The sequence below is a fragment of the Pseudomonas sp. N040 genome, assembly GCF_015637705.1.
Taxonomy (GTDB): domain Bacteria; phylum Pseudomonadota; class Gammaproteobacteria; order Pseudomonadales; family Pseudomonadaceae; genus Aquipseudomonas.
In genome coordinates this window covers 220158-239268 of the sequence record NZ_JADOBE010000006.1, presented here as the reverse complement: position 1 = coordinate 239268, position 19111 = coordinate 220158, and the positions used below count along the sequence as shown (strand labels likewise).

Genomic DNA, 19111 nt, shown 5'->3' with positions numbered 1-19111 from the left:
CTGTAGAATTCGCCTCCCGCTACCGGCATGCAGTGTTGGTGTTAGTAGCGCAAGCGGTTGAGAAGAAACGAAAAATTCTTTGAAATAGGCTTGACGGAAGTAGAGGCTGCTGTAGAATGCGCGGCCTTGGTTGAGACGAACGAATCAGCCAAACGCTCTTTAACAACTGAATCAAGCAATTCGTGTGGGTGCTTGTGTAGTAAGACTGAGGATCGCAAGATTATCAGCATCACAAGTAACACTCGTTAATTTGAGAGTTTTTTGCGATTGCTGAGCCAAGTTTAGGGTTTTCTCAAAACCCGATCAGTATTGAACTGAAGAGTTTGATCATGGCTCAGATTGAACGCTGGCGGCAGGCCTAACACATGCAAGTCGAGCGGTAGAGAAAAGCTTGCTTTTCTTGAGAGCGGCGGACGGGTGAGTAATGCCTAGGAATCTGCCTGGTAGTGGGGGATAACGTTCGGAAACGGACGCTAATACCGCATACGTCCTACGGGAGAAAGTGGGGGATCTTCGGACCTCACGCTATCAGATGAGCCTAGGTCGGATTAGCTAGTTGGTGAGGTAATGGCTCACCAAGGCGACGATCCGTAACTGGTCTGAGAGGATGATCAGTCACACTGGAACTGAGACACGGTCCAGACTCCTACGGGAGGCAGCAGTGGGGAATATTGGACAATGGGCGCAAGCCTGATCCAGCCATGCCGCGTGTGTGAAGAAGGTCTTCGGATTGTAAAGCACTTTAAGTTGGGAGGAAGGTCAGTAGCTTAATACGTTGCTGATTTGACGTTACCGACAGAATAAGCACCGGCTAACTCTGTGCCAGCAGCCGCGGTAATACAGAGGGTGCAAGCGTTAATCGGAATTACTGGGCGTAAAGCGCGCGTAGGTGGTTTTGTAAGTTGGATGTGAAATCCCCGGGCTCAACCTGGGAACTGCATCCAAAACTGCAAAGCTAGAGTACGGTAGAGGGTGGTGGAATTTCCTGTGTAGCGGTGAAATGCGTAGATATAGGAAGGAACACCAGTGGCGAAGGCGACCACCTGGACTGATACTGACACTGAGGTGCGAAAGCGTGGGGAGCAAACAGGATTAGATACCCTGGTAGTCCACGCCGTAAACGATGTCAACTAGCCGTTGGGTTCCTTGAGGACTTAGTGGCGCAGCTAACGCATTAAGTTGACCGCCTGGGGAGTACGGCCGCAAGGTTAAAACTCAAATGAATTGACGGGGGCCCGCACAAGCGGTGGAGCATGTGGTTTAATTCGAAGCAACGCGAAGAACCTTACCTGGCCTTGACATGTCGAGAACTTTCTAGAGATAGATTGGTGCCTTCGGGAACTCGAACACAGGTGCTGCATGGCTGTCGTCAGCTCGTGTCGTGAGATGTTGGGTTAAGTCCCGTAACGAGCGCAACCCTTGTCCTTAGTTACCAGCACGTTATGGTGGGCACTCTAAGGAGACTGCCGGTGACAAACCGGAGGAAGGTGGGGATGACGTCAAGTCATCATGGCCCTTACGGCCAGGGCTACACACGTGCTACAATGGTCGGTACAGAGGGTTGCCAAGCCGCGAGGTGGAGCTAATCCCACAAAACCGATCGTAGTCCGGATCGCAGTCTGCAACTCGACTGCGTGAAGTCGGAATCGCTAGTAATCGTGAATCAGAATGTCACGGTGAATACGTTCCCGGGCCTTGTACACACCGCCCGTCACACCATGGGAGTGGGTTGCTCCAGAAGTAGCTAGTCTAACCGCAAGGGGGACGGTTACCACGGAGTGATTCATGACTGGGGTGAAGTCGTAACAAGGTAGCCGTAGGGGAACCTGCGGCTGGATCACCTCCTTAATCGAAGACTTCAGCTTCTTCATAAGCACCCACACGAATTGCTTGATTCACTTGCGAAAAGCGATTGGGTTAATAGACCCGAGAGAGACGATTGGGTCTGTAGCTCAGTTGGTTAGAGCGCACCCCTGATAAGGGTGAGGTCGGCAGTTCGAATCTGCCCAGACCCACCAATTGTCAAGGGTCGTGGCCAGATCATTAGATGGGGCCATAGCTCAGCTGGGAGAGCGCCTGCCTTGCACGCAGGAGGTCAACGGTTCGATCCCGTTTGGCTCCACCATTAACTCGAAATCGCTGAAAGCTCAGAACTGAGCATCTGCCTGGATAGGCTGAGATGTTGAGTTCTGGTCTTTGCGCCAGAACTGTTCTTTAAAAATTTGGGTATGTGATAGAAGTGACCAAACAATCTCTTTCACTGGTGATTGTTTGAGTCAAGGTAAAATTTGCGTGTTCTCAAGTGCAAATTTTCGGCGAATGTCGTCTTCACGTTCGAGACAGTAACCAGATTGCTTGGGGTTATATGGTCAAGTGAAGAAGCGCATACGGTGGATGCCTTGGCAGTCAGAGGCGATGAAAGACGTGGTAGCCTGCGAAAAGCTTCGGGGAGTCGGCAAACAGACTTTGATCCGGAGGTGTCTGAATGGGGGAACCCAGCCATCATAAGATGGTTATCTTGTACTGAATACATAGGTGCAAGAGGCGAACCAGGGGAACTGAAACATCTAAGTACCCTGAGGAAAAGAAATCAACCGAGATTCCCTTAGTAGTGGCGAGCGAACGGGGACTAGCCCTTAAGCTTCTTTGATTTTAGCGGAACGCTCTGGAAAGTGCGGCCATAGTGGGTGATAGCCCTGTACGCGAAAAGGTCTTAGAAGTGAAATCGAGTAGGACGGAGCACGAGAAACTTTGTCTGAATATGGGGGGACCATCCTCCAAGGCTAAATACTACTGACTGACCGATAGTGAACTAGTACCGTGAGGGAAAGGCGAAAAGAACCCCGGAGAGGGGAGTGAAATAGATCCTGAAACCGTATGCGTACAAGCAGTGGGAGCCTACTTTGTTGGGTGACTGCGTACCTTTTGTATAATGGGTCAGCGACTTATATTCAGTGGCGAGCTTAACCGAATAGGGGAGGCGTAGCGAAAGCGAGTCTTAATAGGGCGCTTTAGTCGCTGGGTATAGACCCGAAACCGGGCGATCTATCCATGGGCAGGTTGAAGGTTGGGTAACACTAACTGGAGGACCGAACCGACTACCGTTGAAAAGTTAGCGGATGACCTGTGGATCGGAGTGAAAGGCTAATCAAGCTCGGAGATAGCTGGTTCTCCTCGAAAGCTATTTAGGTAGCGCCTCATGTATCACTGCTGGGGGTAGAGCACTGTTTCGGCTAGGGGGTCATCCCGACTTACCAAACCGATGCAAACTCCGAATACCAGCAAGTGCCGAGCATGGGAGACACACGGCGGGTGCTAACGTCCGTCGTGAAAAGGGAAACAACCCAGACCGTCAGCTAAGGTCCCAAAGTTATGGTTAAGTGGGAAACGATGTGGGAAGGCTTAGACAGCTAGGAGGTTGGCTTAGAAGCAGCCACCCTTTAAAGAAAGCGTAATAGCTCACTAGTCGAGTCGGCCTGCGCGGAAGATGTAACGGGGCTCAAACCATACACCGAAGCTACGGGTATCACGTAAGTGATGCGGTAGAGGAGCGTTCTGTAAGCCTGTGAAGGTCAGTTGAGAAGCTGGCTGGAGGTATCAGAAGTGCGAATGCTGACATGAGTAACGACAATGGGTGTGAAAAACACCCACGCCGAAAGACCAAGGGTTCCTGCGCAACGTTAATCGACGCAGGGTTAGTCGGTCCCTAAGGCGAGGCTGAAAAGCGTAGTCGATGGGAAACAGGTTAATATTCCTGTACTTCTAGTTACTGCGATGGAGGGACGGAGAAGGCTAGGCCAGCACGGCGTTGGTTGTCCGTGTTTAAGGTGGTAGATCGAATGCTTAGGCAAATCCGGGCGTTCAAGATCGAGAACTGATGACGAGTTGTCTTTTAGATGACGAAGTGGTTGATGCCATGCTTCCAAGAAAAGCTTCTAAGCTTCAGGTAACTAGGAACCGTACCCCAAACCGACACAGGTGGTTGGGTAGAGAATACCAAGGCGCTTGAGAGAACTCGGGTGAAGGAACTAGGCAAAATGGCACCGTAACTTCGGGAGAAGGTGCGCCGGTGAGGGTGAAGTATTTACTACGTAAGCCCATGCCGGTCGAAGATACCAGGCCGCTGCGACTGTTTATTAAAAACACAGCACTCTGCAAACACGAAAGTGGACGTATAGGGTGTGACGCCTGCCCGGTGCCGGAAGGTTAATTGATGGGGTTAGCGCAAGCGAAGCTCTTGATCGAAGCCCCGGTAAACGGCGGCCGTAACTATAACGGTCCTAAGGTAGCGAAATTCCTTGTCGGGTAAGTTCCGACCTGCACGAATGGCGTAACGATGGCGGCGCTGTCTCCACCCGAGACTCAGTGAAATTGAAATCGCTGTGAAGATGCAGTGTATCCGCGGCTAGACGGAAAGACCCCGTGAACCTTTACTGTAGCTTTGCACTGGACTTTGAACTTGTTTGTGTAGGATAGGTGGGAGGCTTTGAAGCGTGGACGCCAGTTCGCGTGGAGCCAACCTTGAAATACCACCCTGGCAACTTTGAGGTTCTAACTCTGGTCCGTTATCCGGATCGAGGACAGTGTATGGTGGGCAGTTTGACTGGGGCGGTCTCCTCCTAAAGAGTAACGGAGGAGTACGAAGGTGCGCTCAGACCGGTCGGAAATCGGTCGTAGAGTATAAAGGCAAAAGCGCGCTTGACTGCGAGACAGACACGTCGAGCAGGTACGAAAGTAGGTCTTAGTGATCCGGTGGTTCTGTATGGAAGGGCCATCGCTCAACGGATAAAAGGTACTCCGGGGATAACAGGCTGATACCGCCCAAGAGTTCATATCGACGGCGGTGTTTGGCACCTCGATGTCGGCTCATCACATCCTGGGGCTGAAGCCGGTCCCAAGGGTATGGCTGTTCGCCATTTAAAGTGGTACGCGAGCTGGGTTTAGAACGTCGTGAGACAGTTCGGTCCCTATCTGCCGTGGACGTTTGAGATTTGAGAGGGGCTGCTCCTAGTACGAGAGGACCGGAGTGGACGAACCTCTGGTGTTCCGGTTGTCACGCCAGTGGCATTGCCGGGTAGCTATGTTCGGAAAAGATAACCGCTGAAAGCATCTAAGCGGGAAACTTGCCTCAAGATGAGATCTCACTGGAGCCTTGAGCTCCCTGAAGGGCCGTCGAAGACTACGACGTTGATAGGTTGGGTGTGTAAGCGCTGTGAGGCGTTGAGCTAACCAATACTAATTGCCCGTGAGGCTTGACCATATAACACCCAAACAATTTGTAGTTTGCGTGCTCGATGGTTGAAGTCGACAACAAACCGAAAGTTTGCCAGAACACGCATTACCAACCGATATCACATACCCGATTCGCTGTAGCGGCTAACCCCGAGACAGCAACAAAATTGCTTGACGACCATAGAGCGTTGGAACCACCTGATCCCATCCCGAACTCAGAAGTGAAACGATGCATCGCCGATGGTAGTGTGGGGTTTCCCCATGTGAGAGTAGGTCATCGTCAAGCACCTATCCCAAACCCCCGATCCGCGTAAGCGGGTCGGGGGTTTGCTTTTGCAGGATAGGGTTATAATCAGACTCGTCAAAAAGCCAGGAAGTCGATATGAGGCAGACTGCTGACTGCAACGTGCTTGCGGATAAGCCGCTGGATCAATTGGTCGCTTGCCATGAGTGCGATTTGCTGATGCTCAAGCCGCATCTGGCCAACGGTGAGCGGGCTGATTGCCCTCGCTGTGGCTTCGAGCTGTATCGGCACAATACCCAAGTGGTAAAGCGTAGTCTGGCGCTGGTTATTGCAGCATTGCTGCTGTTCATCCCTGCCAGCTTTTTTCCCATCATGCAGATCAATGTGCTCGGTCAGACTTCGCAAGACACTGTGTGGACCGGTGTTGTCAGCTTATATGAAGCGGGTGGAGTCTTGCAGAGCATTGCCGTGGTGGTTTTTCTTTCCAGCATGGTTATCCCGTTTCTCAAGTTGATGATCCAGTTCCTGGTGCTCCTGAGTATTCGCCTGGACGTTGGGCGTGCCTATGGATTGTTCCTCTACAGGATTTACCACCAGATGCGTGAATGGGGCATGCTCGAGGTGTATCTGATGGGCATCCTGGTCTCCATCGTCAAGCTCATCGATATAGCCAAGCCGACAATCGGAGTTGGTTTGGTCTGTTTCATCTCCTTATTGCTGATCCAGGTATGGCTGGAAGTCACCATGGCACCACATCAGATCTGGGAGGCGCTGGCTGAAGGGGATAGCAATGAGAGCCATTGATGCCGGCATTCTGGTTTGTGGCGAATGCCACGAATTAAATCGTCGCGAGGAAGGCATGGCACAGCAATTGTGTAGCCGCTGCGGCGCTCACTTGCATGCCCGGCGCCCGGATAGCCTGCGCCGAACCTGGGCTTTGCTGCTGACTGCGGCACTGATGTACATCCCGGCCAATGTGCTGCCGATCATGACGGTCTATTCGCTGGGCAAGGGCCAGCCGGATACCATCATGTCCGGTGTGATCGAGCTGATTCATTACGACATGGTGCCGATTGCCATCGTCGTGTTTGTCGCGAGTATCCTGGTACCAACCTTCAAGCTGGTTGGCTTGGGCCTGCTGCTGTACTCGATCCAGCGCAAACAGCCATTGTCTGCCCGGCAGCGCGGCATGATGTACCGCTTTATCGAGTGGATTGGCCGCTGGTCCATGCTCGATATCTTCGTGATTACCATCCTCGTGGCCCTGGTCAAGTTTGGCAGCCTGGCATCCATCGAGGCGGGATTCGGTGCTGTCGCCTTTTGCAGTGTGGTGGTTCTGACCATGCTCGCCGCAGTGGCCTTCGATCCGCGGTTGATCTGGGACAATGCTGAAACAAAAGCGGATTGATTGATCGCTGTGCAAATGACAAGGGCCGCATAGCGGCCCTTGTCATTTTGCTCTAGGCAGGCTGCGACAGCGGCTTGGCGGCGGGTTCGCGGCGCTGGATGTACTTCCAGTCAGCTTCGTCGATATAAATGCCCCCCGGTCCGCTACCCCCCTCCAGATCAATCGCCACGTGAGCTGAAACCTGCGGCTTGACCGAGGCCAGGATCGGCACGAAACCGAGCTGCAGGCTGGTCTCGATCAGCGCCTGCTGGTTGCGTTCGTCAATGTCCGCCGCCTCGTCCAGGTAGTAGGGCAGGCGTACCTTGCCGGCCTGCTCGCGGTCCATCAGGTGCAGCAGCAGGTACATGTTGGTCAGCGCCTTGATGGTCATGGTGGTGCCGTTGGACGCCGCGCCGTCGATGTCGGTGTGGATCACCGGCGCGCCGCCGACCTTGGTGATCTCGAAGGCCAGCTCGAACAGGTCCTTGAGCCCCAGCTGATTGTGGTTGGCGGCCACCAGCCGTGCCAGGTACTCCTTGGCCTCCTCGTTCTTCGCATCCTGCTCGCCGCTCTGCTGCAGATCGAACACCGAGAGGGTTTCGCCTTCTTCGTACTGCCCGGCGCTGTGGATGATCTGGTCGATGTGCCGGAGTGCGTCGCGGTTGGGCGCCAGCACAATGCGGAAGCTTTCCAGGTTGGACACCTGACGCTTGTTGATCTCGCGGTTGAATAGCGCCAGCTGGTGTTCCAGGTTGTCGTAGTCGCTGCGGATATTGCGCAGGGTGCGGGCGATATCGGTGACTGCCGCGCGACGCGCCTTGGCCAGCGTCAGGGCTTCGTCCTGGCGATGCGCGTAGGCGTTGACCAGCAACTGCAGGCGGCGTTCGACATCGTCCTCGCTGTCGAACTTGGCCACCCCTTTCAGGCGCACCTGGGCGTAGAGCGCCTCGATCTGCCCGTCGATGCGTTGCAGCGCCTGCCAGCAATCCTGGTAGTCGCCCAGCAGCGGCAGCAGGTTGTCCAGCGAGTCGTCCACCGGCTCGGTGAACGGGCTGCCGAACGGCAGGTCGGCCGGCAGCAGCTGGCGCCGGCGCAGCGCATCCTCCAGGGTGCGCTGCTTGGCTTCCAGATCGGCCAGTTGCCGACCGACCAGCTGCAGCCTGGCGGAGATCTGCTGCACGCGCTCGGCGAAGGCGTCGCTGGCGCGCTTGAGTTCATCCTGGGCAGCTTCCAGTTCGGCCAGTTGCTCCAGCTGGTGAGGCTCCTCGACGGCCAATGTCTGGCAACGGCGGAAATCCTCCAGCGCCTTCTGCGCATCCAGCATGCTTTGGTACAGCTGCTCGGCCTGGGCCTTGCTCGCTGCGCGATCGTTGGCCACCGCATGCTGGGTCTTCAGTTGCTTCAGCTCGCGCTCCAGGCGGTCGCGCTGGTCGCGCAGGGCGGCGCGGTCGGCCAGTGCCTGCAGTGCCGGCGGCTCGATATGGGATAGGTCGATGGACAGCCCCGGCACTTCAAAACGCTCGCCCTTGAAGTGCTCCAGCACGGCTTCCACGGCCTTGACCCAGGCGTCGCCCTCGGTATGGATGCCCTTTTCGCTGCTCTTGTCGACAAGCGGCAGGCTGAACAGCTGGCCGTTGAACAGGCGCATCAGGCGATCGACGTCGGCCTGGGAGAACTCCTCGCGCAGCCGCGCATAGCTGTTGTTGTCGGCATGCTCGATCTGCTGGCGTACCGATTTCAGGCGCTGCTCCAGGTCGCGCATGCGCTCATCAAGGTCCTCGGCGGAGAACTGCCGGGATTGCGCCAGGGCACCGGCCAGTTCGTCGTGGCTGTCCTTGGCCGCCAGCAGCTGGTCTTCCAGCACTTTCACATCAGTAACCAGAGCAAAGCGGTTTTTTAGCACCGCCAGTTCGCCGAGCCAGCGCTGCACCTCGCTGATCTGCCGTTCCAGGCGCATCAGTTCCTGGGTGCCGCCGCGCTGCTCCTGCTGCAGGCCGTCCTGCTCGGAGCGGTAATGCTCATGCTGCGCCAACAGTTCGTCGCGGCGCGCGCCGCTGTAGTCCTGCCAGGCACCGAGCAGGTTATCCAGCATCGGCGACAGGCGATGCAGCTTGCCGCGCAGAATCTCGCGCTGCGCCACGCCGGCGGACAGCGCTTCGATCAGCGGGCCGGCGGCGACCAGAGCCTGATAGTCCTGCTCCATGCGGCGCACGTCGCGGAAGGCTTCCTCGGTGGCGGCGATATAGTCGACGCTGCCCGAGCGCAGGCTGTGCTCGAAGGCATCGAGAAACAGCTGCTTGAGCTTGGCAGCCGTAATCTCGCGCATGTGCAGCAGGTTGATGAACAGCGCGCGGAAGGTCTTCAGGCTCTGTTCGCTGGTCGAACGCAGCGGGATCAGCGTCAGGTCCAGCGGGATCGCCGTATGCCCGCCGACCAGCAGCCGGCGCAGCTCATCCGGTTTCAGCTCCCAGGCATGGATGCCGGCCTGGTCGAGGTTGGCGAACAGCTCGCGCTCGCGCACGCAACTGCCGTTGTTGTTCTGGTAGTGCGCCAGATCCAGCTCGCCCTGGTAGGCGAAGAACTGGTGGCCAAAGCCGCCGCCCGGGCCGCGGCCGACCACGCCGATCACGTGCGGGCCGTGGGGCAGCGCGACTTCCACCAGGATGTAGCTGGTGTCGCTGCCGAAGTAGAACTTGCGCGACTGCTCCAGGCTGTACTTGCCGAAGCTCATGTCCGACATGCGCGCCAGGATCGGGAACTGCAGTGCGTTGATCGACGCCGACTTGCCCAGGTTGTTGGCGCCATAGACCGACAGCGGGTGTTCCAGCGGGAACAGGCCGAGGCTGTAGCCGGCGGTGTTGAGCAGGGCGAAGCGGCGGATGCCGTAGCGGGGCTGGCTCATGCGTCGATCTCCTGGGCGGCACGTTCTTCGGCCATGGCGCGGGCCATGGCCTGTTCTTCCGATTCTTCTAGGGCCGCGGTCAGGTCAGGCAGGTCTTCCTCGTCATCGGCCAGCAGCTCGGGCGTCGGCAGCGGCAGACTGCTGTGCAGGCTGGCGGAGAGGTCGCGGTCCTGCTGCACCGCCAGGCAGACGTCGAGGAAACGGTGCAGCGGCGCGAGGAAGCGGTACACGCCGTTGTCCTCGCTGGCGAAGCCGAGCTGGGTCAGGCGGCGCAGGATTTTCTCTTCCAGCTCGTCCTGGCTGCCGACTTCGGCCTGGAGGAACAGGTCCTTGTACTTATCCAGCAGCGGCGGCAACTCGTCGCGGCCGAGGCTGCCGCCGTCGAGCACGGCCAGCGGGTCGCGGCCCTGGTCGGCGAGGTGCTCGATGAGGATGAAGCAGAACAGCGCCAGACGCTGGGCGGTCTTGTTGACCTGGGCACCCATCTGCTCGGGGACGAAGTAGTAGAAGCCGCGGCTGTCGCATACCAGCTCAAAGCCCAGCGACTTGAACAGCGCGCGGTAGGCGTCCTGCAGGTTGGACAGCTGGCTGTACAGTTCCGGGTCGCGGCGGCTGATGTGATAGCCCTTGAACAGCTCGCGGAAGATTGCCGGCAGCAAGGTCAGTTCGGAGAGATCGATATTCATACGGTGTGCTCGCAGGCAGTCGTAGGGTGAAACGCTCGCGTAGCGGTTTTCCACCGGTGATCTTGATGGAGGAAAAGGCCGTTGGCCGCTTTCCACCCTACGCAGGAATCAAGCATTGGGCCGCCCCACCAGAGCGTAAGAGCTCAGGCTGAGCTGGTGCTCGGTGGTCAGGTAGTCGCGGCGTTCCAGGCGCTCGCGCTGGAAGCGGGCATCACGTGACAGGCGCGAAAACCAGTAGAGCAGTTCGTCGGTGGCGCCTTCCGACTCCTGTTCCAGCAGCCAGAGCATCAGGTCGGGCAGCGGCAGCGCCTGTTCGCAGCGCTCCAGCATCTCGCGCGCGGTGCGCGGTGCGCGCGGCGGTGCACCGCGGCGGCTGGCACTGGCCTTGGGGAACTGCGTGGGCTTGGCCTCGAAGCGCGCCAGCGCGTAGACATAGGCCTCGACCTGAGACGCGCTGCCGAGGAAGTTGCTCTGCGGCCGGGAAAACAGCGGCAGTGCGGCCTGCGGCACGGCGTCCAGCCCCTTGCGGCGGATCGTCGCCAGCGCCAGCGCGGCGCCACGGGTCACGGCATTGTGCCGGCGTGCTTCCTCGCGCAGCGGCAGCAGCAGTTCGCGGGCGCGGCGCAGGGTGAGCTGGGCGATGCCCTGCATTTCCAGGATGCGCGCGTGGGTGCGCAGCAGCAGATCATCGTCGACCAACTGGCCGAGGCGCTGCTGCTCGCCGAGCAGCTTGAGCAGTACCTGCTCGACACGGCGCACGCCCTGCTCGAAGGCACCATCGGCGGCGACCAGCTGGATCATCGGTTCGACGTACTCGTCCCAGGTCGCCAGCACCTCGGCATAGCGCTGGCGCAGCGGGATCTGCCGGTCGCTGGTCTTGGCCCGCTCGGCCACGCCGACCAGCGCCTGCTCGTCGTTGGCCAGCTTCTTCAATACGTCGCGCACGCGCATGTCGAGCAGGCGCAGCTGGCGCGCCAGGTCCTGGGCGTCGCGCACCTCGAATGCATCCAGGATGTGTCCGGCCAGGCGTTCCAGATGGCGCAGGTAGGCCTCGATTTCCAGGCACAGGCCGAGGCGGTGTTCGCGGCGCAGGTAGGCGAGGAAGTCGTGGATCTGCGCATTCAGTTCGAAACGGTTGGGGCTCTTGGCCACCGGCACCAGGATATCCAGACGGATCCACATATCGAGCAGGGCGGTGACCTCGGCCGGACTGCCTTCGGGCAGTTGCAGGGCCAGCTGCTTGCGCAGTTCGACCAGGCTCAGGGTGCCCGCATCGAAGCGCTCGCAGAGCGGTTCGAGCAGCGCCCAGTGTTCGGCGAGGGCACGCAGTACGCGCCGGGGATCAATCATTGGCAGGCAGTCATCACGGTTTTTGACAGCCGGCGATTGTACTGGAATGTTCCGGAAATGGTGGATGGTCGGACGAAATGGCTCTTCAGGCCTTTCCCGCAGGCATTCATGCCGGCACAATTCGCGCGCTTTTTTCTGGTGGATAGATTCCGCCCGGTTGCATGCAGACCTGTTGGGGGCTCCGATGCTGAAAACGCCGTACTACCTGATCGACAAGCAGAAGCTGCTGGTCAATCTGCAGAAGATCGCCCGCGTACGTGAATTGTCCGGGGCCAAAGCACTGCTGGCACTCAAGTGCTTCGCCACCTGGTCGGTATTCGACCTGATGCAGCAGTACATGGACGGCACCACGTCCTCGTCGCTGTATGAGGTGCGTCTGGGCCGCGAGAAGTTCGCCGGCGAGACCCATGCCTACAGCGTGGCCTGGGCTGACGACGAGATTACCGAGGTGCTGGCCAACTCGGACAAGATCATCTTCAACTCGATCAGCCAGCTCGAGCGTTTCGCCGAAGTGGCCAGCGGCGCGGTACGCGGCCTGCGTGTCAATCCGCAGGTGAGCAGCTCGGATTATCCGCTGGCCGATCCGGCGCGGCCGTTCAGTCGTCTGGGCGAGTCCGATCCGCAACGGATCGCAGCGGTGATCGATCAGGTGTCCGGCTTCATGTTCCACAACAACTGCGACAACAGCAGCTTCGCGCTGTTCGAGCGGATGCTCGCTACCATCGAGGAGCGCTTCGGCCACCTGCTGCATCAGGTGCAATGGGTCAGCCTGGGTGGCGGCATTCACTTCACCGGCGCGGATTACCCGCTGGAGACCTTCGCCGCGCGGCTCAAGGCCTTCGCCGGGAAATATGGCGTGCAGGTCTACCTGGAGCCCGGTGAGGCCGCCATTACCCAGTGCGCCTCGCTGGAAGTGACGGTGCTCGACACTCTCTTCAACGGCAAGCACCTGGCCGTGGTCGACAGTTCGATCGAAGCGCACATGCTCGACCTGCTGATCTACCGCCTGAACGCCAAGATGGCGCCCTGCGCCGGCGCGCATAGCTACATGGTCTGCGGCAAGTCGTGCCTGGCCGGTGACATCTTCGGCCAGTACCAGTTCGAGCGTCCGCTGGCCATCGGCGATCGCCTGTCGTTCATCGATGCGGCGGGCTACACCATGGTCAAGAAAAACTGGTTCAACGGACTCAAGATGCCGGCGATTGCCGTGCGCCAGCTCGACGGCAGCGTCGAGCTGGTGCGCGAGTTTGGTTTTGACGACTACCTGCGGAGCCTCTCCTGAGGCCTGCGATTGGGGGAGCTGAATTGAAGAAGAACGTTCTGATCATCGGGGCCGGCGGTGTGGCCAAGGTTGTGGCCCATAAGTGCGCGCAAAACAATGATGAACTCGGCGCCATCGCCATTGCCTCGCGCAGTGTCGGCAAGTGCCAGACCATCATCGACAGCGTCAAGGCCAAGGGCAGCCTGAAGGTGCCGGCCGAGATCACCGCGCATGCCCTGAATGCGCTGGATATCGAGGCGACCAAGGCGCTGATCCGCGCGACTGACTCGCAAATTGTCATCAACGTTGGCTCGGCCTTCCTCAACATGGCGGTGCTGCGCGCCTGCATGGACACCGGTGCGGCCTACCTGGATACCGCCATCCACGAGGAACCGGGGAAAATCTGCGAGACCCCGCCGTGGTACGGCAACCATGAGTGGAAGCACCTGGCCGAATGCCAGGAGAAGGGCGTTACCGCGATCCTCGGCGTCGGCTTCGATCCGGGCGTGGTCAACGCCTGGGCGGCGCTGGCGGCCCAGCAGCATTTCGACCAGATCGACTCGATCGACATTCTCGACGTCAACGCCGGCTCCCACGGCAAGTACTTCGCCACCAACTTCGACCCGGAGATCAACTTCCGCGAGTTCACCGGACAGGTGTGGAGCTGGCAGAACAGCCAGTGGACCAGCAACCGCATGTTCGAGGTCAAGCGCAGCGACGACCTGCCGGTGGTGGGCCAGCAGAACCTCTACCTGACCGGGCATGACGAAGTGCATTCGCTGTCCCGGCACCTCGATGTGCCGAACGTCCGTTTCTGGATGAGCTTCGGCGAGCACTACATCAACGTCTTCACGGTGCTGAACAACCTCGGCCTGCTCTCCGAGCAGCCGGTGACTACCGCCGAGGGGCTAGAAGTGGTGCCGCTCAAGCTGGTCAAGGCCGTGCTGCCGGATCCAGCCTCGCTGGCGCCGGGCTACAGCGGCAAGACCTGCATCGCCGATCTGATCAAGGGCCGTAAAAATGGTCAGGAGCGCGAAGTGCTGATCTACAACGTCGCCGACCATGCCGAGGCCTATGCCGAAACCGACAGCCAGGGCATTTCCTACACTGCCGGGGTGCCGCCGGTGGCGGCCGCGCGGCTGATCGCCCGTGGCGAGTGGGATGCCCGGCGCATGGTCAACGTCGAGCAGCTGCCTCCCGGGCCATTCCTCGAACTGCTCGACCAGATGGGCTTGCCGACGCGGATCCGCGACGAGCACGGCGACCGCGCCTGGAACCAGCCACCTGGCGCAGCGCCAACTGCCTGGATTGGCGCGAACAGGGCGGCGCGGCTTCCCGCCTGAGCCATTTCACGCGACAATCAGTGCATTGTCTTTTACCTCGTCCCCCGGCGTTCCGTCGGGGGGCGTTTCGGTTCGTGGAGAAACCCGCATGAGCAGCAACGATCGCGTCATCATCTTCGACACCACCCTGCGCGACGGCGAGCAGAGCCCTGGCGCGTCCATGACCAAGGAAGAGAAGCTGCGCATCGCCAAGGCGCTGGAGCGCCTGCGCGTGGACGTGATCGAAGCCGGTTTCGCCATCGCCAGTCCGGGTGACTTCGAGGCGGTCAAGGCGATTGCCGACACCATCAAGGACAGCACCGTGTGCAGCCTGTCGCGCGCCATCGATGCCGACATCGAGCGGGCCGCCGAGGCGCTGCGCGGCGCCAATTCCGGGCGCATTCACACCTTTATCGCCACCAGCCCGATCCACATGCAGTACAAGCTGCGCATGCAGCCGGACGACGTGGTGGCCCAGGCGGTGCACGCGGTGAAGCACGCGCGCAACCTGTGCAGCGATGTGGAGTTCTCCTGCGAGGACGCCGGCCGTTCGGAGATCGACTTCCTCTGCCGCATCATCGAAGCGGCGATCAAGGCCGGCGCCCGCACCATCAACATCCCGGACACGGTCGGCTACGCCATTCCGCACCAGTATGCCGAGACCATGCGTCAGCTCCTGCAGCGCATCCCGAATGCCGATCAGGCGGTGTTCTCGGTGCATTGCCACAACGACCTCGGTCTGGCCGTGGCCAACTCGCTGGCGGCGGTGGTAGCTGGCGCGCGGCAGGTCGAGTGCACCATCAATGGCCTCGGTGAACGTGCCGGCAACGCCGCGCTGGAAGAGATCGTCATGGCCATCAAGACCCGTGCCGACCTGCTCGACGTGCACACCCGTATCGAGACCGAACACATCCTCAGCGCCTCGCGCCTGGTCTCCGGCATTACCGGCTTCCCGGTGCAGCCGAACAAGGCCATTGTTGGCGCCAATGCGTTCGCCCATGAGTCGGGCATCCACCAGGATGGCGTGCTCAAGCACCGCGAGACCTACGAGATCATGTCCGCGCAGTCGGTCGGCTGGAACGCCAACAAGATGGTGATGGGCAAGCATTCCGGGCGTGCCGCCTTCCGCGCACGGCTGGAAGAGCTGGGTATCGCCCTGGCCAGCGAGGTGGAGCTGAATGCCGCCTTTGCCCGCTTCAAGGCTTTGGCGGACAAGAAGCACGAGATTTTCGACGAGGACCTTCAGGCCATCGTCTCCGACGCGCTGGACGAGGAGGCGCCGGAGCACTTCAAGCTGGTCACCCTGGAAGTGGCGAGCAAGACCGGCGAAGTGCCCGAGGCGAAGATTGTTCTCAGCGTCGACGGGCGTGAGCAGAGCGCCGGTGCAACCGGCTCCGGTCCGGTGGACGCGACCTTCAAGGCCATCGAGTCGATTGCCTGCTCCGAAGCAGGGCTGCAGCTGTATTCGGTGAATGCCATCACCCAGGGCACCGACTCCCAGGGCGAAGTCACCGTGCGCCTGGAGAAGGCCGGACGCATCGTCAACGGCAATGGCGCCGATACCGACATTCTGGTGGCTTCGGCCAAGGCCTATATCAATGCCCTCAACTTGATGCAGGCGGACGGTCACAAGGCGCATCCGCAGGTGGCTGACGTTTGATTGCCGAGCTGCGCCGCCGCGCCTACCTGAACGCCATGCAGGTGGTCAGCTGGCTGCCGACCCAGGTGCTGCCATTTGCGGCGGCATCGCGCGCGGAATTGCTGCACCCGCAGCAAGCACTGGCTGCCGAGCCGCTGGTGACGCCTGGCGAGAGTGTTCCGGTGCAGCCATTGGTTGTTGTACCAAGGGCCGCTGACGGCGCAATCAATGATGTGCGTGCCCGCCTGGAGCAGGCGCGCCAGGTGGTTGAGCCGCAGGTAGCGGCCAAGGTGCAGGTCGAAGAACCGCCGGCAGCCATCACGCCTGCGCTTGCCATTCCGCGCTTCAGCCTGCAGCTGTACCGGGCCGGCGCCTGCCTGCTGCTGGTCGAGTTGCCGACCGGCGAAGCCTTCCAGAGTCGTGACCCGGCCTATCTGCTGCTCAAGGATCTGCTGCGTGCGGCCGGGCTGCCGGACAGTCCGCAGCTGCTCGGTGATCCGGTGCGCTGGCCATTGCTCGCCGGAGGCAACTTGGATCAGGGGCCGGATGCTGCACGTGATTTCTTGCAGGGTTATCTGGCCGCGCGCATGGAAGATCAGCCGGGCTGCGCCTGTCTGTGGCTGGTGGGGCTGCCGGCCATGCGGCATGCCGGTGAGGTCGAGGAGGACATGTATAACCGCGAGCTGCAGATTGATGAGCTTGGCGCGGCCTGGGCGCTGCCCGGCCTGGAATTGCTGATGGATGAACCGCAGCGCAAGGCGCCCCTCTGGCAGGCCATGCGCCGGGTCATGCAGCGCTGGCAGCCAGCCAATGAGTGACTCGATCAGCTTCCGGCGGATGACCGAGGCCGACCTCGATGCCGTGCTCAAGGTCGAATACGCCGCCTATAGCCATCCCTGGACACGCGGCATCTTTCTCGACGGGCTGCAGTCCTACGACTGCTGGCTGATGTTCGAAGGCAGCCAGCAGGTCGGCCATGGCGTGATTCAGGTGATCCTCGACGAGGCACACCTGCTCAACATCACCGTCAAGCCGGAAAGCCAGGGCCGCGGCCTGGGCCTGCGCCTGCTCGAGCAGCTGATGCAGCGCGCCACGCAGCTCAATGCCCGCGAGTGTTTCCTCGAGGTGCGCGACAGCAACCGCGCCGCCTACCGGCTGTACGAGCGCTATGGCTTCAACGAAATCGGCCGCCGGCGCGACTATTATCCGGCGGTTGGCGGCCGCGAGGATGCGGTGGTGATGGCCTGCACCTTGCTCGACTGAACAGCGAGAAGCGCAAATGAATGACCAATTGCAGATCGAAGACCTGCGCCTGGGTGACGGCAAGGCAGTGGTCAGGGGTGCCCTGATCACCACCCAGTACCGCGGCTGGCTGGAAGACGGCAGCTCCTTCGATTCCTCATTTGCGCGGGGCAAACCGTTCCAGTGCGTGATCGGCACGGGGCGGGTGATCAAGGGCTGGGACCAGGGGCTGATGGGCATGCGTGTTGGCGGCCAGCGCAGGCTCCGGGTGCCGGCCGCGCTGGCCTATGGCGAACGGCAGATGGGCGCGCTGATCAAGCCGCATTCCAATCTGGTCTTCGAGATCGAGTTGCTCGAAGTGCTGACGCGTGATGACTGAGTTGCGTCGTCCGGGTTGCTTGTCGTGCATGCTGCAGTAGAGTCAGAGGCAGCTTACCCGCAGACGGGATCAGCTGCTTGTTGCTGTCAATCCGCCAGGGCCGAGGGCTATTGATGCTGCTGGATCGCTTTCTCTTGCTGGCTGTACTGGGCAGCGCATTGCTGGCCGCCCGGCCTGGCGTGGCTGGCGTCACGGCCGAACAGCTGGCCCGGCTGGACAGCGAACTGACCCCGGTGGGTGCCGAGCGCGGCGCCAATGCCGACGGCAGCATTCCGCCCTGGACCGGCGGGTTGCCGCAGCAGGCGCTGGATCCGGCGGTCGGCTATGTCGATCCCTATGCCGCCGACCCGGTGCTGTTCAGCATCAGTGCCGCCAACGCCGAGCAGTACGCCGGGCACCTGTCGGCTGGCCAGCGGCAGATGCTCAGCCAGTACCCGCAAACCTACCGGATGAATGTCTACCCGAGCCGCCGCAGTGCCAACTGGCCGGCGGAGGTGCTGGCCGAGGTCCGGCGCCAGGCGCCCTATGCGCGCACCGAGGGTTACGCGCTGCTCGACGTGGGCAAGAGCGCGGTGCCCTTTCCGCTGACCCGTGATCCGCTGCAAATGATGTGGAACCACACCCTGCGCTGGCGTGGCGGTTCGGTTATCCGCGAGTACAGCTGGTTTCCCGTGGACCGCAAGGGGCGCTATTTCAACGTGCGGGTGATCGAGGCGATGGCCTTCGACCAGCAAGGCTATGTCAACGGCTCGCGGCCCAACCGCCTGTTCAACCTGTATGGCGTGTACATGGCACCGGCCAGTATCGAGGGGCAGATCACCCTGGTCTGGGAGCCGATCAATCAGGTCGACGAACCCCGCCAGGTCTGGAGCTATCAGCCGGTTACCCGGCGCGTGTCGCGCGATCCGGGGCTGGGTTACGGCGACATCGACAAGCGTACCCAGGGCTTGCGCACCGTCGACCAGTACGATGGCTGGAATGGCGCGCCCGATCTGTACGACTGGAAGCTGCTGGGCAAGCGCGAGCTGTACATTCCCTACAACAGCTACAAGCTGAGCAACAAGCAGCTCAAGTACCAGGACATGATCCGTCCCGGTCATCTGGATCCTGCACTGCTGCGCTATGAGCTGCATCGGGTCTGGGTGATCGAGGCGACCTTGCGCCCGGGCAAGGTCCACCGCTATCCGCGGCGGACCTTCTACCTGGATGAGGACACCTGGCAGGTTGCCCTCGAGGATGCCTACGACAGTGCCGGCCAGCTGTGGCGGTTTGCCGAGTACCCGGCCATGCAGTTCTATGATGCCCTGGTGCCCTGGTACCGGGCGCAGCTGGTTTACGATTTCAAGGCGGGCGCCTACCTGGTCAGCGACCTCGACAACGAGTCTGTCCGGCCGCGCAAATGGGGCATCAAGCCCGATATCACGGTATTCATGCCGGTGAATCTGCGCCGCCTGGGGACGCGCTAGC

At 60.3% G+C, this 19111-nt stretch carries 12 protein-coding genes, 2 tRNA genes and 3 rRNA genes; 14 read left to right on the top strand and 3 right to left on the bottom strand.

The genetic code is table 11. From position 1 onward, the window contains the following. Positions 1-311 precede the first annotated feature (311 nt). From ISX93_RS11295 to ISX93_RS11265, 7 genes are all read left to right on the top strand, one after another. Positions 312-1848: ribosomal RNA gene (locus ISX93_RS11295) — 16S ribosomal RNA — on the top strand. Positions 1849-1941: 93 nt separating this feature from the next. Then, positions 1942-2018: transfer RNA gene (locus ISX93_RS11290), tRNA-Ile, on the top strand. 31 nt (positions 2019-2049) lie between these two features. Continuing rightward, a tRNA-Ala gene (locus ISX93_RS11285) sits at positions 2050-2125 on the top strand. Between the two features lie 242 nt (positions 2126-2367). Then, positions 2368-5260, top strand: a 23S ribosomal RNA gene (locus ISX93_RS11280). A gap of 142 nt (positions 5261-5402) precedes the next feature. Next, a 5S ribosomal RNA gene (gene rrf, locus ISX93_RS11275) occupies positions 5403-5518 on the top strand. Together the 16S, 23S and 5S rRNA genes with 2 tRNA genes alongside form the textbook arrangement of a ribosomal RNA operon. Before the next feature lie 96 nt (positions 5519-5614). Beyond that, positions 5615-6280 (top strand): paraquat-inducible protein A, encoded by a 666-nt coding sequence (locus ISX93_RS11270; protein WP_195778821.1) that lies wholly within the window; start codon positions 5615-5617, stop codon positions 6278-6280. Then, entirely contained in the window at positions 6267-6884 is a 618-nt protein-coding gene (locus tag ISX93_RS11265) for a paraquat-inducible protein A (RefSeq protein ID WP_195778820.1), read from the top strand. Before ISX93_RS11270 ends, ISX93_RS11265 begins: the two co-directional genes overlap by 14 nt. A 52-nt stretch (positions 6885-6936) precedes the next feature. On the opposite strand, the gene mksF is transcribed toward ISX93_RS11265, so the two are convergent. The 3 genes from mksF to mksB form a co-directional block, all read right to left on the bottom strand. Beyond that, positions 6937-9765, bottom strand: a complete 2829-nt coding sequence (gene mksF, locus ISX93_RS11260; protein ID WP_195778819.1) for an Mks condensin complex protein MksF — start codon at positions 9763-9765, stop codon at positions 6937-6939. Continuing rightward, positions 9762-10451, bottom strand: coding sequence for an Mks condensin complex protein MksE (mksE, locus tag ISX93_RS11255; protein WP_195778818.1), 690 nt, complete (start codon positions 10449-10451; stop codon positions 9762-9764). Before mksE ends, mksF begins: the two co-directional genes overlap by 4 nt. A gap of 108 nt (positions 10452-10559) precedes the next feature. Further along, positions 10560-11801, bottom strand: coding sequence for an Mks condensin complex protein MksB (gene mksB / locus ISX93_RS11250; protein ID WP_195778817.1), 1242 nt, complete (start codon positions 11799-11801; stop codon positions 10560-10562). Positions 11802-11985: 184 nt separating this feature from the next. Between mksB and ISX93_RS11245 the strand changes: the two genes are divergently transcribed. The 7 genes from ISX93_RS11245 (at position 11986) to ISX93_RS11215 (ending at position 19110) form a co-directional block, all read left to right on the top strand. Next, positions 11986-13083, top strand: a complete 1098-nt coding sequence (locus ISX93_RS11245; protein WP_195778816.1) for a carboxynorspermidine decarboxylase — start codon at positions 11986-11988, stop codon at positions 13081-13083. Between the two features lie 23 nt (positions 13084-13106). After that, entirely contained in the window at positions 13107-14405 is a 1299-nt protein-coding gene (locus ISX93_RS11240; protein WP_195778815.1) for a saccharopine dehydrogenase family protein, read from the top strand. Between the two features lie 88 nt (positions 14406-14493). After that, on the top strand, positions 14494-16044 hold the full coding sequence (locus ISX93_RS11235; protein WP_195778814.1) for a 2-isopropylmalate synthase: 1551 nt from the start codon (positions 14494-14496) through the stop codon (positions 16042-16044). Then, on the top strand, positions 16041-16841 hold the full coding sequence (locus ISX93_RS11230) for an energy transducer TonB (RefSeq protein WP_195778813.1): 801 nt from the start codon (positions 16041-16043) through the stop codon (positions 16839-16841). The genes ISX93_RS11235 and ISX93_RS11230 overlap by 4 nt, the downstream gene beginning before the upstream one ends. Then, on the top strand, positions 16834-17286 hold the full coding sequence (rimI, locus tag ISX93_RS11225; protein ID WP_195778812.1) for a ribosomal protein S18-alanine N-acetyltransferase: 453 nt from the start codon (positions 16834-16836) through the stop codon (positions 17284-17286). The genes ISX93_RS11230 and rimI overlap by 8 nt, the downstream gene beginning before the upstream one ends. Positions 17287-17302: 16 nt before the next feature. After that, a complete protein-coding gene (locus tag ISX93_RS11220) occupies positions 17303-17644 on the top strand; it encodes an FKBP-type peptidyl-prolyl cis-trans isomerase (RefSeq protein ID WP_195778811.1) in 342 nt (113 codons plus the stop codon). 113 nt (positions 17645-17757) lie between these two features. Beyond that, positions 17758-19110: a DUF1329 domain-containing protein gene (locus ISX93_RS11215; protein WP_195778810.1), complete on the top strand. Its 1353-nt coding sequence runs from the start codon at positions 17758-17760 to the stop codon at positions 19108-19110. Position 19111: the final 1 nt, after the last annotated feature.